Raw genomic sequence first — 15,008 nt, forward strand, 5'->3', positions numbered from 1 at the left:
GGTCACGCCTTCCTGAGTCCGGGGACCACGCCACGGCCCGCGATCGGGACGAGCGACACCTCGCGCTCGATGCCCGGTTCGAAGCGGACCGACGTACCGGCCGGGATGTCGAGGCGGCGGCTCGCGGCCTGGTCGCGGTCGAACTCCAGGGCCGGGTTGACCTGGGCGAAGTGGTAGTGCGAGCCGACCTGCACCGGCCGGTCGCCGGTGTTGCGCACCCGCAGCACCACCCGGTCGCGCCCGGGGTTCAGCTCGACCGGCTCCTCGCCGGTGATGATCTCTCCTGGCCGCATGCGCCGCGCCCCCTAAACGATCGGATCGTGCACGGTGACGAGCTTGGTCCCGTCCGGGAAAGTGGCCTCCACCTGCACGGAGTCGACCATTTCGGGAATGCCGTCCTGCACCTGCTCCCGGCTGAGCACGGTCCGGCCGCTGGCCACCAGCTCGCTGACCGTGCGCCCGTCCCGCGCGCCTTCGAGCACGTGGTCGGTGATCAACGCGACGGCCTCGGGGTAGTTCAGCTTCACCCCGCGCTCCAGCCGGCGGCGTGCCACGTCCGCGGCCACGTGGACCAGCAGCTTGTCCCGTTCCTGCGGCGAGAGGTGCATGCGTAGAGGTTTATCACCGCGAGACCGCCGGTGCGCGTCCTGGAAACACAGGATTTACGTCCGGGACACCCGATCGTCTGAATCGTTCTCGTAATCGTGACCGAAAGCACGACTTCTTTCGATTGATCCCAGCCGGTAACAGGAGGATGGTTTGTCCATCGCGCGCTGGGGCGCAAGTGCCGTTCCCTGACGCGCCACGCACGCCAAATCATTCGGGGAACGCGCATCGAAAGGTTCCACTCAAGTGACGACAGCGCCGGTATCACCAGCACCTCCCGCTCCCGTGAGCGACACGGACGACGGCTTCCGCCCTGGCCTGGAAGGTGTGGTCGCCTTCCGCACCGAAATCGCCGAACCCGATCGTGACGGCGGCGCGCTGCGCTACCGCGGGGTGGACATCGAGGACCTGGCCGGCAAGGTCACCTTCGGCGACGTCTGGGGCCTGCTGGTCGACGGCAAGTTCGGCCAGGGGCTGCCGCCCGCCGAGGCGTTCCCGATCCCGGTCCACACCGGTGACGTCCGCGTCGACGTGCAGGCCGCGCTGGCCATGCTCGCGCCGATCTGGGGTTACCAGCCGCTGCTGGACATCAGCGATGAGGACGCCCGCGAGCAGCTGGCCCGCGCGTCGGTGATGGCGCTGTCGTACGTCGCGCAGTCCGCGCGCGGGATCGGCCAGCCCGCCGTGCCGCAGTCGCGCGTCGACGAGGCTTCGACGATCACCGAGCGGTTCATGGTCCGCTGGCGCGGCGAGCCGGACCCGGCGCACGTCAAGGCCGTCGACGCCTACTGGGTTTCGGCCGCCGAGCACGGCCTGAACGCCTCCACCTTCACCGCCCGCGTGATCGCGTCGACCGGCGCGGACGTGGCGGCGGCGATGTCCGGCGCGATCGGCGCCATGTCCGGCCCGCTGCACGGTGGCGCGCCCGCCCGCGTGCTGCCGATGATCGCCGAGGCCGAGCGCACCGGTGACGCGCGGGCCGTGGTCAAGGGCATTCTCGACCGCAAGGAACGCCTGATGGGCTTCGGCCACCGGGTCTACCGCGCCGAGGACCCGCGGGCCCGGGTGCTGCGCCGGACCTGCCGCGAGCTGGGTGCCGAGCGGTACGAGGTGGCCGCCGCGCTGGAGCAGGCCGCGCTGGCCGAGCTGCGCGAACGCCGTCCGGACCGGGCGATCGAGACGAACGTGGAGTTCTGGGCCGCGGTCATCCTCGACTTCGCGCAGGTCCCGCTGCACATGATGCCCGCGATGTTCAGCTCGGCGCGGACCGCGGGCTGGGCCGCGCACATCCTGGAGCAGAAGAAGACCGGCCGCCTGGTGCGCCCGTCGGCCAAGTACGTCGGCCCCGGCCCGCGTCAGCCGGAAGAGGTCGAGGGCTGGGACTCGGTCGTCAGCCGGTAGGGAGGTCGCGCCGTGGCGAGGCAAAAGATACCGCCACAGCCGCCGGATCGTGGGTGGCGGTCACCGCCAGCATCGCGACGAGCTGGTCCACCAGCCAGGTGTCCAGCTCGTCGCGGGGTAGCGTGCCTTCCTGCAGCCAGCTCAGCAGCGTGCCCTCGACCACCGCGGTCCAGCAGCGCAGAGTGACCAGCAGCAGCGGTGACGGCTCGGCCACCCCCGCCTCGGCGAGGATCAGCTCGACCGCGCGGTTGCGCACCTGGTCCACCAGCGCCTCGGTTTCCGAGGTGGCGATCACGGATCCGCTGCGCAGCAAGGCGATGTAGCCCGCGCGGTACTCGCCCGCCACCGCGATCAGGCCGCGCACCACCGCCCGCAGCCGGTCCAGCGGATCGCCTTCCGCGCGGACCGCGAGCCGGTCGATCAAGCCGTCGGTGACCGTGCGCAGGGCAGCCACCTGGAGTTCGCGGATGCTGGAGAAGTAGCGGTAGAACAGCGGGCGCGAAACGTCGGCCCGCGCCGCGATGTCGTCCACCGAGACCTGTTCGGGCGGGCTGGTGCTGAACAGGTCGAGCGCCGCGGCGATCAGGTCGTCGCGGCGCGCCTCGCGCGACATGCGCCGGGGTTTGCGGTTCACCTCGGCGTGAGGTCCAGCCTGGCCGCGGCCCGCAGCGCGCCCGGCGTCAACCGGGACAGCACGAGCGCCGCCTTCGCCTCCGGAGTGGACGGCGCGACGGCCGCGTTCTTCTCCACGGCGCGCAGGATATCGCGCGCCACCTTCTCCGGGCCGAAGCTCCGCTTCGCGTACAGGCTGGTGCTCTTGCGCTGCCGCCGCCGCTGCTCGACCTCGTCCACGCCGACGAACCGGGTGCGGTCGGTGATCCCGGTGTGGACGATGCCCGGGCAGATGGCGGTGACCGCGATCCGCTCGGCGGCCAGTTCCGCGCGCAGGCATTCGCTCAGCATCAGCACGGCGGCCTTCGAGGTGGAATACGCGGGCAGGATCTTCGACGGCAGGTACGCGGCCATCGACGCGAGGTTCACGATGTGCCCGCCCTCGCCGCGTTCCACCAGTTGCTCGGCGAAGGCGCGGCAACCGTGGATCACGCCCCACAGGTTCACGTCGAGCACGCGCTCCCAGTCGTCCACGCCGGTGTCGAGGAACGGGCCGGACATGCCGATGCCCGCGTTGTTCACCACGATGTCCGGCACGCCGTGTTCGGCGCGGACCGCCTTCGCGAAGGCGTGCACCGCTTCCCCGTCGGAAGAGTCCACTGTGTACTCATGACCGCGGACCAGCCGGGCGGTCTCGGCGGCGGCCTGCGGGTTGATGTCGGTGACCACCACCTCGGCGCCCTCGTCGGCGAAGGCCCGCGCGGTGGCGCGGCCGATCCCGCTGCCCGCCCCGGTCACCACCACGAGCTGGTGCGCGAAGCGGCCGCGGGCCTTGGCGTGCACCCTGGCCCGCGCGAGCGCCCGCGCCTCGGGGGCGCCCTCGACGTGCTCGATCAGTTCGGTGGCGGCGCGGGCGATCAGACCCGGCTTCGACCGGACGACCCAGTGGGAGCCGGTGATCCGGCGGACCCGCAGGTCCGGCACCCAGCGGGCGATCTCGGTCTGGAGCGGGGTGCTGACAAAACCGTCGCCGGTCGGCGCGAGCACCTGCACCGGCATGGTCGCCTCACGCGGTGCCGGACGGCCGAGGCGGGACAGCATGTTCGCGCGGTACAGCTTGAGTCCGTGGACGCCGTCGGACACCTTCGGCGCGGCCTCGGCGGGTTCCATCCTGGCGATCAGCTTGCGCATCAACCCGGTGCGCCACAACAACTCCGGCAGCAGTGGCAGCTGGAACGCGGTGATGTACTGGGAATGCAGGAGCTGGTTGAGCGCGTTGCGCAGGCGCTTCGGCGTCGGCCGGGTCAGCTGGGCGCGGAACCAGGCGCCGGCGTGGTCCAGGCTCGGGCCGGAGATCGAGGTGAACGAGGCGATCCGGCCGGGGGCCCACTCGCCGGTGACCGCGTGCCAGGCCTGGATGGAGCCCCAGTCGTGGGCGAGCACGTGCACCGGGGCGTCCGGGCTGACCTCGTCGGCGACCGCGGCGAGGTCGGCGGCGAGCTGGTCGAGCCGGTACGCGCGGGTCGGCTTGGGCTTGTCGGACTCGCCGGCGCCGCGCACGTCGTAGACCACGACGCGGTAGAGGCCGCGCAGCTCGGCGGTGACTTCGTCCCACAGGGAGCTGTTGTCCGGATAGCCGTGCACCGCCAGCACCACCGGTGCGTCCGCGGGACCCGACTCCCGCACCGAGAGCCGCACGCCGTCGTTGGCCGTCACCCACTTGTGAGACATCTCGTCATGTTAGACAGATTGTCAGCAAGTCAGCCATCCCTCGTCCGGAGGAGGCTGATGGCGGTCCAGACGGTGTCGATGAGGAAGATGAGGCACCAGATGCGGCCCGCGTTGAGGAGCCAGTGGCCGCTGTCGTTGAGGATGAAGTTGAGGTCGGTGCTGTTCAGGGCGGCCAGGGGCCAGCTGAACCCGGCGATCGCCAGTCCCACCTGCGCTACCGCGAAGACGGCGGCATGGACGGCCCAGTAGTGCCAACCGCCACCCCGTTTGGCAGCCTCACCACCCTCCACCCCGGCTTCAGGTGGCGGCTCGACCTCGGCTTCCGGCCGCAGCTCGGGGGTGGCTTCGGTCGGCGCGGGTTCAGTCGGTGCGACCGGTTCCACCGGGCGGTCCAGCACCCCCACCTTCGTCACCGCGCCCGGTACCAGCAGCGAGGTCACCAGCAGCAGTCCGGCCGCGCCGAGGCAGGCCATCCACCAACCCCCGCCCGCGGCGTACAGGAGGCCCGCGCTGAAGGTCCCGATCGTCGCGCCGAGCAGGGTGGCGCCTTCGTAGATGCCCATCCCGCGCCCCAGGCTGATCCCCGCCGCCTCGGCGACGATGGCCTGTTCGACCGGCACCGCCGCGGCGAAGGCGGCCGCCGAGAGCACCCACAACACGGCGATGACCGGCGGGTTCGGCGCGAACGACAGCCCCGCGGCGAACACCGCGCTGCTCACCATCGCCAGCGACAGCACCTTCCGCCGCCCGATCCGCCGCACCACCCGGTGCAGGTGGTCCGGCAGCAGGCTGTACACGATGAACCCGGGCAGGAACACCGCCGCGATCTCACCGAGCTCCAGCTGGTGCCCCCGTTGCAGGTGCATGAGCAGCAGCAACGCGACCCCGGCTTCGGCCAGCGCGGTGACCACCACCAGCCCGAGCATCGGCCACATCCGCCCGCCCAGCTCGCGGAACCTCGGCGCGTCCTCCGGGAGCGGCGCGCCCCGCGGCGGGGACAGCACCAGCACCACCGCCGCGACCAGGCAGGCGACGGCCCCGAGCGCGAACACCCCGCGGTAGTCGATGCGCGCGACGAGCGACATCGCCGCGACGAAGGCGATCCAGGTCCCCGTGCCCTCCGCGGCGAACAGCTTGCTGAACGCGCCGTCGTCGTCGCGCAGCCCCTCCCCGACCCGGGCCCGCAGCGCCACCCAGAACAACGCCCCACCGGCACCGCCGAGCACGGCCGCGCCGTAGGCGTACCCCATCGCCGGCGTCACCGCGTACACCACAAAGGACAGTCCATAGAGGACGGCGCCGAGGGCGGCCAGCCTGCCGCGGTCGAACCGGTCGGCCAGTGCGCCCGCCACCGGGCGCACGGCGAACGAGACCAGCGTCTCCAGCGCGGTCAGCGCGCCGACCTCCGCCGCCGACGCGGCCAGGTGACTGCCCGCCCACAACGGCAGGAAGAAGTCCAGCACCTCGGCCGGCCCCTTGGTCAGCCCGGCCGCCAGCCGGGTGCGTTCAGCCGGTTTTGTCGCGGAAGTCATTGCCCGTCCCCCTGGTTTGAGAATACGATCGTATCCTAAACCCGGCGTCAAGGTACGGTGGCGAAGTGCCCAAAGTGGTCGACCGAGCCGAGCGCAAGCGTGAGATCGCCGCCGCGTTGCTCACCCTCGTCGCGCGCGAGGGCATCGAGGCGGTGAGCATCCGCGCGGTCGCCGCCGAGGCCGGGATCTCCGCCGGCGCGGTGCAGAAGTACTTCGCCACCAAGGAGGAAATGCTGCGCGAGGCCTTCGACCTGACCGGCCTCGTGCTGGTCGAGCGGTGGCGCGAACTCGACACCTCCGGCCCGATCCTCGACGTGCTGCGGCGGCACGTCCTCGCCGCCCTCCCCTTGGACGCGCAGAGCCGGTCCGAACTGCTGGTGATCCTGGCGTTCACCGCGCAGGCCGCGACCCGGCCCGAGTGGGCGGACAAGATCCGCGAGGACTACGCGTGGACCGTGGAGGTGACCACCGAGTTCATCCGGTACGGCCAGGACAACGGCGACTTCCGCGCCGACCTGCCCACCGAGCACCTGGCCGAGCTGGTGATCGCGCTGACCGAGGGCCTGGCCAGCCGCATGCTGCACGCCGAACCCGGCGGCGAGGTGCACACCAGCCTGCTCGCCTCGCTGGACCTCGCGCTCCGGGAACTGCTCGTCCCGCGCTGAGCTTGTCCATCGATCGGCCGACAGCCGCGTTCCACCCGACGACCGTTCCGCGCGGGTGTTCCGTCGGCGAGGCTGAACCGCATGGAAGTAGCGGTGAGCGTGCGCGGGCTGCGCAAGGAGTACCCCGGCCACACGGCCGTCGACGGCATCGATCTCGACATCCGGCGGGGCGAGGTCTTCGCCCTGCTCGGCCCGAACGGGGCCGGGAAGACAACCACGGTGGAGATCCTGGAGGGGCACCGCCGCCGGACCGCGGGCGAGGCCAGCGTGCTCGGCGTCGACCCCGGCCGCGGTGACCGGACCTGGCGCGCACGGCTCGGCATGGTGCTGCAGACCGCGACCGACGCGGCCGAGCTGACCGTGGCCGAGTCCGTGCGGCACTACGCGCGGTACTACCCGAACCCGCGGGAGGCCGAGGAGGTGATCAAGCAGGTCGGGCTGACCGAGAAGGCGGGCGCGCGGGTGAAGTCGCTCTCCGGCGGGCAGCGGCGGCGGCTGGACGTCGCGCTCGGCATCATCGGCCGCCCCGAGCTGCTGTTCCTCGACGAGCCGACCACCGGCTTCGATCCCGAGGCCCGCCGCCAGTTCTGGGAGCTGATCCGGCTGCTCGCACTCGACGGCACCACGATCCTGCTCACCACCCACTACCTCGACGAAGCCGAGGCGCTGGCGAACCGCGTCGCGGTGATCGCGAACGGCCGCATCGTCGCCGAGGGCACCCCGGCCACGCTCGGCGGTCGCGCCGGCGCCCAGGCCACCGTGCGCTGGCAGGACGCGGACGGCCCGCAGGAGCGCCGCACCGCCACACCGACCGCGTTGATCCGCGAGCTCTCCGCTGGGGGTGGGGAGCTCGACGGCCTGACGGTCACCCGGCCGAGCCTGGAAGACACCTACCTCGAGCTGATCGGACCACGCGCATGAGCACCGCCACCGCCCTGCCGGGCACCCTGTCGATCGGCCTGGCCCGCGGCGCGGCCGAACTGCGGCAGTTCTTCCGGCAGAAGGAATTTGTCATCTTCACCTTCTCCCTGCCCGCCTTCCTGCTGGTCCTGCTCGGCTCGATCTTCGGGGAGACGCTGCCGGGCACCGGGGTGACCTCCAGCCAGGTGTTCGCGGCCAGCATGGTCGGCGCCGGGATCATCTCCACCTCGTTCGTGTCGATGGGCACCGGCGTCGCGCTCGACCGCGAGGACGGCACGCTGAAGCGGCTGCGCGGCACGCCGATGCCCGCCACCAGCTACTTCATCGGCAAGCTGATCCTGGTCGCGGTGGCCAGCGTGGCCGAGGTGATCGTGATGCTGGTGGTCGGCGTGCTGCTGTTCGACGTCCGGTTACCGTCGGACCCGGTGGACTGGCTGACCTTCGCCTGGGTGTTCGGCCTCGGCGTGATCGGCTGCGGCCTGCTCGGCATCGCGGTCAGCGGGGCGGCCAAGGGCGTGAACGGCGCTTCCGCGGCCACCCAGATCGTCTTCCTCGGCCTGCAGTTCACCTCCGGGGTGTTCGTGATGATCTCCCAGCTGCCCGCCGCGATGACCGCGGTGTCCTCGTTGTTCCCGGTGAAGTGGATCTGCCAGGGCTTACGCTCGGTGTTCCTGCCGGACGAGATGGCGGCCTACGAAATGGCGGGGAAATGGGAACTGGGACTGACCGCGGGAGTGCTGAGCGCGTGGTGCGTGGCGGGACTGGTGCTGTGCCTGGTGACCTTCCGCTGGAGCAACCGGTCGAACTGAAGCTCCTGCGGTACTGGGAGTTGTTCTACCTGTTCGTGCTGATCGCCGGGCTGGTCGCGTTGCAGTTGCAGGACGAGCCGACGCTTCGGGCCAAGCTGGGCGCTTCCGCACTGCTGGTGGCCGGGTTCGGCTGGTACTGGTGGTTCGGGCACCGGCACCTCGTCCGGTCCGGCGGTGACGTGACGCCGCGGGTGGGCGCGGTCGCCGTGGCCGGGGTGCTCGCCTGCTTCTTCGGCGCGATGCTGCTGGTGCCGGACGCCGCCTGGGCCTCACCGTCGATCATCTCGCAGGTGTTCTGGCTGCTGCCGCTGCGCGTGGCGGTGGTCGCGGTGGTGCTGATCAGCTTCGTGCCGGGCGCGATCTCGCTCAGCGACGGTGATGACCTCTCCGAACAGCTCGCCAGCACCATTCCGGCCGGGGTGATCTTCTGCTCGCTGGCGGTGATGCTCGGCTTGTTCATCCACCGCATCGCCCAGCAGAAGGAAGAACAGGCGCTGCTGATCGAACGGCTGGCGGCCAGCCGGTCGGAGGTGGCGCGGCTGTCGCACGAGGCGGGCACCGCCGCCGAGCGCGAACGGCTGGCCAGGGAAATCCACGACACGCTGGCACAGGGGTTCACCAGCATCGTGGCGCTGGTGCAGGCCATCGAGTCCGAATTGGACACCGATCCGGCGGCGGCGCGGCGGCACCTGGAGCTGACCGCGCGGACCGCGCGCGAGAACCTCGACGAGGCGCGGTCGATGGTCGCCGCGCTGACCCCGTCCGCGCTCGCCGCGGGCACGCTGGCCGACGCGGTGCGGCGGCAGGCGGACCGGCTGGCCGACGAAACGGCGCTGACCGTCACCTGCCGGATCGACGACGGCCTGCCGAAACTGCCCACCGCCGCGGAAGTGGTGCTGCTGCGGGCCACGCAGGAGGCACTGCACAACACCCGGCGGCACGCGCACGCCACCACCGTGGCGCTGAGTTTGTCTATTGTGGATGGACTGGTCCGGTTGAGCGTGTGGGACGACGGCGTCGGCTTCGACCCGGACGCGCCGGCCGCCGGTTACGGCCTGGCCGGGATGCGGGCCAGGGCACAGCAGGTGGGCGGTGAGCTGACCGTCCACTGTGGCGAAAGAGGCGGGACGGAGCTGGTGGTGGAGGTGCCGGGGTGATCCGGATCCTGCTGGTGGACGACCACCCCGTGGTGCGGGAGGGCCTGCGCGGCATGCTCGACACCGAACCGGACCTGACCGTGGTCGGCGAGGCGGGTTCCGGCGACGAGGCGGTGGCGCAGAGCCGGGTCAAGGAACCCGACGTGGTGCTGATGGACCTGCGCATGCCCGGGCTGGACGGGGTCGGCGCGACCCGCCAGATCCTGCGGGCCGATCCGTCGAGGCGGGTTGTCGTGCTGACCACCTACGAGACCGACGCCGACATCCTGCGGGCGGTCGAAGCGGGGGCGGCGGGCTACCTGCTCAAGGACGCGTCGCGCGCCGAGCTGGCCGGGGCGATCCGGGCCGCCGCCCGGGGCGAGACCGTGCTGGCCCCGTCGGTCGCCGGACGGCTGGTGAAGCAGGTGCGCACCCCCACCGGCCCGCAGCTTTCGCCGCGGGAGGTGGAGGTGCTGCGCCTGGTGGCCAAGGGCCACACGAACGCCGAGATCGGGCGGGACCTGCACATCAGCGAGGCCACGGTGAAGACGCACCTGCTGCGCGTGTTCGGCAAGCTGGACGTCTCCGACCGCACGGCAGCCGTCACGACGGCGATGTCGCTCGGGCTGCTCCCGCCCTGCTGAAGCTCAGGACAGGTGGTCGACGACCCACTCGACGGACTGGGTGAGCTTGGTGATGTCGTCCGGGTCGATGGCCGGGAACATGCCAACGCGCAGCTGGTTCCGGCCGAGCTTCCGGTACGGCTCGACGTCGACGATGCCGTTGGCCCGCAGCACCTTCGCCACCGCGGCGGCGTCCACCTCGTCGGTGAAGTCGACCGTGCCGACCACCTGCGAGCGCAGCGCCGGGTCGGTCACGAACGGCGTGGTGTACGAGGTCTTCTCGGCCCACTGGTACAGCCGGGTCGAGGACTCGGCCGTGCGCGAGGTGGTCCACTCGAGACCGCCGTTGCCCAGCATCCACTCGATCTGGTCGGCCAGCAGGAACAGCGTGGCCACCGACGGGGTGTTGTAGGTCTGGTCCTTGCGCGAGTTGTCCAGCGCCGTGGTCAGCGACAGGAACTCGGGGATCCAGCGGTCCGAGCCGCCGACCTCGCCGACCCGCTCGACCGCGGCGGGCGACATCAGGGCCAGCCACAGGCCACCGTCGGAGGCGAAGGACTTCTGCGGCGCGAAGTAGTACACGTCGAAGTCCTCGGCCTTGACCGGCAGCCCACCGGCGCCCGAGGTGGCGTCGATCGCGACCAGCGCGCCGTCGCTGCCCTCGGGGCGGCGCACCGGCACGGCGACCCCGGTCGAGGTCTCGTTGTGCGCCCAGCCGACCAGGTCCGCCCCGGCCTGGTAGGCGATCTCCGGCGCGGTGCCCGGGTCCGACTTGACCACGATCGGGTCGGCCAGGAACGGCGCGCCCTTGGTCACCGTGGCGAACTTCGCGGAGAACTCGCCGTAGGTGAAGTGCTGGGCGCGCTCGCGGACCAGGCCGAACGCGGCCGCGTCCCAGAACGCCGTGGTGCCGCCGTTGCCCAGCACCACCTCGTAGCCGTCGGGCAGCGAGAACAGCTCGCTCAGCCCCGCGCGCACCCGGCCGACCAGTGACTTCACCGGCTTCTGGCGGTGGGAGGTGCCCAGCAGCGCCGCCCCTTCGGAGGCCAGGTGGGCGAGCTGCTCGGCGCGCACCTTGGACGGTCCGCAGCCGAAGCGGCCGTCAGCGGGCTTGAGGTCTTCCGGAATGGTCAACGCTGCGACGTCGGTCATGTGCGCAGTCTCTCACCCGATCCGCCAGCCCTTCGGGTCCACCCCGCCGGGTACCGGGACCGCCGGGTCGTACGGCGTGCGGGTGAACACGAAGGTGGCCAGGTCGAGGTGGGTCACCGCACCTTCGGTGTTCTTGACCACACGCAGCGTCTCGCCGGTGTAGTAGCCGTCGAGGCCGATCCAGGTGCCGTCCTCCTGCGGCCGGAACCGCGAGGCGCGACCGGATCCGGCCGCCGGGCTCAGGTCCAGCCAGCCGCCGGGCAGCACGCGCAGGTGGTACGGCGTCGGGCCCCAGTGCCAGAGGCCGGTCAGCGCGAGCAGCTCGGGCGCCACCTCGGACGGCCGCCACTCGGCGGGCAGCCGGGGCTCGTAGTCGTCGGCGATGGTGAGCAGGTCGACCGCGAGCGACAGGATCGCCACGCCGGAGGTGGTGTTGGTCATCGCCAGCGCGCCGGTCTGGGTGGCCGGGTCGATCAGCGTGGTGGCCAGGAAGCCGGGCATCGAACCGGTGTGCCCGGCGAGGCGCCGCCCGTTGTGGCGGAGCACCTGGAAGCCGAGGCCGTACCCGACGGTCCAGGCGTCACCGTCGTCGACGGCGGCCATCTCCCGCATCTCGGCCACGGTCTCCGGACGCAGCACCTCACCGGTGCGCCCGCCGACGAACGCGGTCCAGGTGGCCAGGTCGCGCACGGTGGCCCAGAGCTGGCCGGCCGGCGCCATCGCCCCGGCGTCCGGCGAGGGCTCGGGCAGCAGCACGTCGGCGAACGGGTGCACGGCGAAGCCCTCGGCGTGCTTGCCCTCCGGGTGCGGGCTGGTCCTGGTCATGCCGAGCGGGTTCAGGATGCCGGTGCGCAGCGCGTCCAGCCAGGTGGTGCCGCGCAGGCGCGCGATCAGCTCGCCGAGCACGCCGTAGCCGACGTTGGAGTAGTGGAACCGGGCGCCGGGGCGCAGCTTGATCTCGTCGGCGCCCAGGCTGGCGTCGAGCGCGGCCCAGTCACCGCCTTCGCTGCGCTCCCACCAGGAACCGGGCGATTCGGCGGTGACGCCGCCGGTGTGCGAGAGCAGCTGCGCCACGGTCTGCCCGCCGAGCGCGGTGCCCGGCACGTGCTTGTCCAGCGCGTCGGTCAGGTCGAGCTTGCCCTCGTCGCGCAGGCGCAGCACCTCGGCGGCGACGATGGACTTGGTGATCGAGCCGAGGCGGTACTGGGTGTCCTCGTCCGGGGCCTCGCCGCCGACCGTGCCGCGCGCACCCGACCAGACGATCTCCCCGTCGCGGACGACGGCCGCGACCAGTGACGGCGCGCGGTTGGCGGACTGCTCCGTGGCGATGCGGCGCAGCAGGGCGAACTCGGTGGTAGGCAGCATGGCCGTCATTCTGCCCGTGCGGTCCGACAACTTCGAGCGACCCACGCGAGCGCGCCCAGCAGGAGCGCGCCGAGCAGCACGTAGCTCTCGCGGAGCGGCCACACGTCCCGGTTGTTCCACAGTGGACTGTCCACGAACACGTACACGGACAGCGCGGCGAGCGCCAGCAGTACCACCTGCCGCACCCGGTCGCGGTCACGCCAGGCCAGCACCACCAGCAGCCCGACCACCGGACCGCTCCACACCCAGTGGTGGGTCCAGGAGACCGGCGACATCAGCAGGGCGCCCAGCGCGCAGGCGAGCATCGCGAGCACGCGGTTCCCGGCCACCAGGGCCCGGCGCACCACCAGTGCGGTCACCGCCAGCACGACCACCACGGCGATCTGCCAGACCAGGCTCTGCACCCCGGGTTCCCAGCCGAAGCGGGCGATCATCCCGCGCAGCGACTGGTTGCCGATGTACCCGGGATCGCCGATCCGCTCCCCGGCGAAGACCAGCTCGGTCCAGTAGTGCACCGAGGCCGACGGGGAGAGCAGCCAGGCGGCGGCCACACAGCCCGCGAACGCCGCCACCGCCCGGCCCGCCGCCTTGAAGTCCTTCTCCAGCAGCAGGACCAGGACGAAGGCGGCCGGGGTCAGCTTGACCGCGGCGGCGATGCCGAGCAGCACCCCGCGACCGCGGCGGACGGCCAGCAGGTCCACCGCGACCATCAGCATCAGCACCAGGTTGATCTGGCCGAAACCGAGCGTGGCGCGGACCGGCTCGCTGAGCAGCGCGACCGTCTGCACGGCCAGCACCGCGGCCCCGGCGGCGAGCAGCCGAGGCTGGTAGGGGGCCAGGCTCAGGGCGAGCACGGCACCGAGCGCGAGCACGCCGACCACGGTGATCGCCACCAGCACCAGGCCGTGCGGCAGCACCACCAGCGGCGCGAAGGCGATCGCGGCGAACGGCGGGTAGGTGAACGGGAGCCAGGTCCCGTTGCGCGTCGGCGGGAGCGGGCCGTACGGGTCACCGCTGGTGAAGAAGGCCTCCGCGCCGTTGCGGTAGACGTCCAGGTCGAGCCCGTCGAGCCGCTTCCACACCAGCACCACGGCCAGCAGCACCAGTTCGACGGCCACCAGCGCGACCAGCGTGCGGCGGCCGGTGCTGCCGGATTCGATGCTGCGCGTCACCCGGCCATCCAACACGACGCCCCTCGGCCGGCCCGCGCCGATGTGCAGTGAATGTGGCTTTCACTGCGGAATTCGCAGTGAAAGCCACATTCACTGCACTCAGGCGAGCGCTTGGGTGGGGGGTAGGCGGGCGGCCCGCATGGCCGGGTAGGCACCCGCCACCGCGCCGACCACGGCGGCCACCCCGACCCCGCCCAGCAACGCCGGGACCGGCAGCACCGCGGGCCAGTCCTGGCTCAGCGAGTACCCGGCCGTGGCCAGCACCCCGAGCAGCACCCCGCAGGCACCACCGAGCCCGGACAACAGCATCGACTCGGTGAGGAACTGCCCCCGCACCTGCCCGCGCGTGGCCCCGAGCGCCCGCCGCAGGCCGATCTCCCGGCGGCGTTCGAGCACCGAGATCACCATCGTGTTGGCCACCCCGACCCCGCCGACCAGCAGTGCGACCCCGCCGAGCCCGAGGAACAGCGCGCTGTAGGTGTTCTCGGTGAGCCGCTGCGCCTCGATCGCGTCGGACGGCCTGCTCACCTTGACCTCCTCCGGGTGCGCCGGGTTCAGCGTCGCCGCCAGCACCTGCCGCACACTGTCCAAACGCGACTCCTCGGCCCGGACGTAGACCGTGCTGGGGTGCCCGTCGAACCCGAGGTGGCGCTGCGCGGCGGGCCAGCCGACCAGTGCCGCGCGCTCGATCTCGGTGGCCAGCGGCATCGGGTCGAGGATGCCGACCACGGTGAACCACTTGTCGCCGATCCACACCTGTGGCCGGTGCTGCGCGTCCACCCGGTCGATGCCGAGCCTCGTGGCCGCGACCGAACCGAGCACCACGACCGGGTACTCGGCGTTGGCCGCGCCCAGGAACTCCCCCGCCTTCAGGCTGCCCTCCAGCAGGCCCAGCAGGTCCGGGTTCGCCGCCAGCACGGACAACCCGGAGGTCTCCGACTCGGGCACCTTGTCCGTGCGGCGCACCGTTTCCCCGGTGTTGCCGGTGGCCGCGGCGCCGTCCACCGGCCCGATCCGCTGGGCCATCGGCACCGCGGTGTCGGGCAGCACGGCGTCCTCGCCGAACAGGGTCTGCCCCGGTTCCGCGCGCAGCAGGTTGGTGCCGAGCGCGGCCAGCTGGTCCTGCAACGCCTTGGCGCTGGACTCCGGGATCGCCAGCACCGAGACCATCGCGGCGATGCCGATCGCGATGCCCAGCGCGGAGAGCACCGCGCGCAACGGCCGCGTGCGCATCCCGTGCGAGCCGAGCGAGAGCAGGTCCACCGGGCCGAGCCGGGCGGGTG

Annotated in this window: 15 protein-coding genes; 6 read left to right on the forward strand and 9 right to left on the reverse strand. The window is 72.0% G+C overall.

Going from position 1 to position 15,008, the window contains the following annotated elements; genetic code table 11:
* Positions 1-2: 2 nt before the first annotated feature.
* Together JYK18_RS08075 and JYK18_RS08080 are read right to left on the reverse strand one after the other, a co-directional pair.
* Positions 3-293, reverse strand: a complete 291-nt coding sequence (locus JYK18_RS08075; protein ID WP_206801507.1) for an urease subunit beta — start codon at positions 291-293, stop codon at positions 3-5.
* A gap of 12 nt (positions 294-305) precedes the next feature.
* On the reverse strand, positions 306-608 hold the full coding sequence (locus JYK18_RS08080) for an urease subunit gamma (RefSeq protein ID WP_206801508.1): 303 nt from the start codon (positions 606-608) through the stop codon (positions 306-308).
* Between the two features lie 283 nt (positions 609-891).
* Here JYK18_RS08080 and JYK18_RS08085 point away from each other — a divergent pair, with 283 nt between their 5' ends.
* Entirely contained in the window at positions 892-2,007 is a 1,116-nt protein-coding gene (locus JYK18_RS08085; RefSeq protein WP_307795819.1) for a citrate synthase 2, read from the forward strand.
* Here JYK18_RS08085 and JYK18_RS08090 read toward each other — a convergent pair.
* The 3 genes from JYK18_RS08090 to JYK18_RS08100 are packed head-to-tail and all read right to left on the reverse strand — an operon-like array spanning position 1,997 to position 5,882.
* Positions 1,997-2,620: a TetR/AcrR family transcriptional regulator gene (locus JYK18_RS08090; protein WP_206801510.1), complete on the reverse strand. Its 624-nt coding sequence runs from the start codon at positions 2,618-2,620 to the stop codon at positions 1,997-1,999. The two genes, JYK18_RS08085 and JYK18_RS08090, sit on opposite strands and share 11 nt — an antisense overlap.
* A 17-nt stretch (positions 2,621-2,637) precedes the next feature.
* On the reverse strand, positions 2,638-4,350 hold the full coding sequence (locus JYK18_RS08095; protein WP_242579009.1) for an SDR family oxidoreductase: 1,713 nt from the start codon (positions 4,348-4,350) through the stop codon (positions 2,638-2,640).
* Between the two features lie 29 nt (positions 4,351-4,379).
* The gene (locus JYK18_RS08100; RefSeq protein ID WP_206801511.1) at positions 4,380-5,882 is read right to left on the reverse strand and encodes an MFS transporter; all 1,503 of its coding nucleotides are present in this window, start codon (positions 5,880-5,882) and stop codon (positions 4,380-4,382) included.
* Positions 5,883-5,947: 65 nt separating this feature from the next.
* Between JYK18_RS08100 and JYK18_RS08105 the strand changes: the two genes are divergently transcribed.
* The 5 genes from JYK18_RS08105 to JYK18_RS08125 all read left to right on the forward strand — a co-directional run bounded on the left by JYK18_RS08105 (position 5,948) and on the right by JYK18_RS08125 (position 10,057).
* Positions 5,948-6,547, forward strand: coding sequence for a TetR/AcrR family transcriptional regulator (locus JYK18_RS08105; RefSeq protein ID WP_206801512.1), 600 nt, complete (start codon positions 5,948-5,950; stop codon positions 6,545-6,547).
* Between the two features lie 81 nt (positions 6,548-6,628).
* Positions 6,629-7,468 carry an ABC transporter ATP-binding protein gene (locus tag JYK18_RS08110; RefSeq protein WP_242579011.1) on the forward strand — a complete coding sequence of 280 codons (840 nt, stop codon included), beginning with the start codon at positions 6,629-6,631 and terminating at the stop codon, positions 7,466-7,468.
* Positions 7,465-8,277: an ABC transporter permease gene (locus JYK18_RS08115; RefSeq protein WP_206801513.1), complete on the forward strand. Its 813-nt coding sequence runs from the start codon at positions 7,465-7,467 to the stop codon at positions 8,275-8,277. Before JYK18_RS08110 ends, JYK18_RS08115 begins: the two co-directional genes overlap by 4 nt.
* Positions 8,238-9,434, forward strand: a complete 1,197-nt coding sequence (locus tag JYK18_RS08120; protein WP_307795820.1) for a sensor histidine kinase — start codon at positions 8,238-8,240, stop codon at positions 9,432-9,434. The genes JYK18_RS08115 and JYK18_RS08120 overlap by 40 nt, the downstream gene beginning before the upstream one ends.
* Positions 9,431-10,057, forward strand: a complete 627-nt coding sequence (locus JYK18_RS08125) for a response regulator transcription factor (protein WP_206801514.1) — start codon at positions 9,431-9,433, stop codon at positions 10,055-10,057. The genes JYK18_RS08120 and JYK18_RS08125 overlap by 4 nt, the downstream gene beginning before the upstream one ends.
* Positions 10,058-10,060: 3 nt before the next feature.
* On the opposite strand, the gene serC is transcribed toward JYK18_RS08125, so the two are convergent.
* From serC to JYK18_RS08145, 4 genes are all read right to left on the reverse strand, one after another.
* The gene (gene serC / locus JYK18_RS08130; RefSeq protein WP_206801515.1) at positions 10,061-11,188 is read right to left on the reverse strand and encodes a phosphoserine transaminase; all 1,128 of its coding nucleotides are present in this window, start codon (positions 11,186-11,188) and stop codon (positions 10,061-10,063) included.
* Positions 11,189-11,200: 12 nt separating this feature from the next.
* Positions 11,201-12,553 (reverse strand): serine hydrolase, encoded by a 1,353-nt coding sequence (locus JYK18_RS08135; RefSeq protein ID WP_206801516.1) that lies wholly within the window; start codon positions 12,551-12,553, stop codon positions 11,201-11,203.
* Between the two features lie 5 nt (positions 12,554-12,558).
* Positions 12,559-13,725 (reverse strand): glycosyltransferase 87 family protein, encoded by a 1,167-nt coding sequence (locus tag JYK18_RS08140; RefSeq protein ID WP_307795821.1) that lies wholly within the window; start codon positions 13,723-13,725, stop codon positions 12,559-12,561.
* A gap of 99 nt (positions 13,726-13,824) precedes the next feature.
* Positions 13,825-14,958, reverse strand: a complete 1,134-nt coding sequence (locus tag JYK18_RS08145; RefSeq protein ID WP_206804095.1) for an ABC transporter permease — start codon at positions 14,956-14,958, stop codon at positions 13,825-13,827.
* Positions 14,959-15,008 lie beyond the last annotated feature (50 nt).

Source organism: Amycolatopsis sp. 195334CR (genome assembly GCF_017309385.1).
Taxonomy (GTDB): Bacteria; Actinomycetota; Actinomycetes; order Mycobacteriales; family Pseudonocardiaceae; genus Amycolatopsis.

Bases quoted from the DNA above. Each gene is read 5' to 3' on its own strand.
- JYK18_RS08075 (WP_206801507.1), bottom strand. From the start codon at position 293: ATGCGGCCAGGAGAGATCATCACCGGCGAGGAGCCGGTCGAGCTGAAC.
- JYK18_RS08080 (WP_206801508.1), bottom strand. From the start codon at position 608: ATGCACCTCTCGCCGCAGGAACGGGACAAGCTGCTGGTCCACGTGGCC.
- JYK18_RS08090 (WP_206801510.1), bottom strand. From the start codon at position 2,620: ATGTCGCGCGAGGCGCGCCGCGACGACCTGATCGCCGCGGCGCTCGAC.
- JYK18_RS08095 (WP_242579009.1), bottom strand. From the start codon at position 4,350: ATGTCTCACAAGTGGGTGACGGCCAACGACGGCGTGCGGCTCTCGGTG.
- JYK18_RS08100 (WP_206801511.1), bottom strand. From the start codon at position 5,882: ATGACTTCCGCGACAAAACCGGCTGAACGCACCCGGCTGGCGGCCGGG.
- JYK18_RS08110 (WP_242579011.1), top strand. From the start codon at position 6,629: ATGGAAGTAGCGGTGAGCGTGCGCGGGCTGCGCAAGGAGTACCCCGGC.
- JYK18_RS08115 (WP_206801513.1), top strand. From the start codon at position 7,465: ATGAGCACCGCCACCGCCCTGCCGGGCACCCTGTCGATCGGCCTGGCC.
- serC (WP_206801515.1), bottom strand. From the start codon at position 11,188: ATGACCGACGTCGCAGCGTTGACCATTCCGGAAGACCTCAAGCCCGCT.
- JYK18_RS08135 (WP_206801516.1), bottom strand. From the start codon at position 12,553: ATGCTGCCTACCACCGAGTTCGCCCTGCTGCGCCGCATCGCCACGGAG.
- JYK18_RS08145 (WP_206804095.1), bottom strand. From the start codon at position 14,958: ATGCGCACGCGGCCGTTGCGCGCGGTGCTCTCCGCGCTGGGCATCGCG.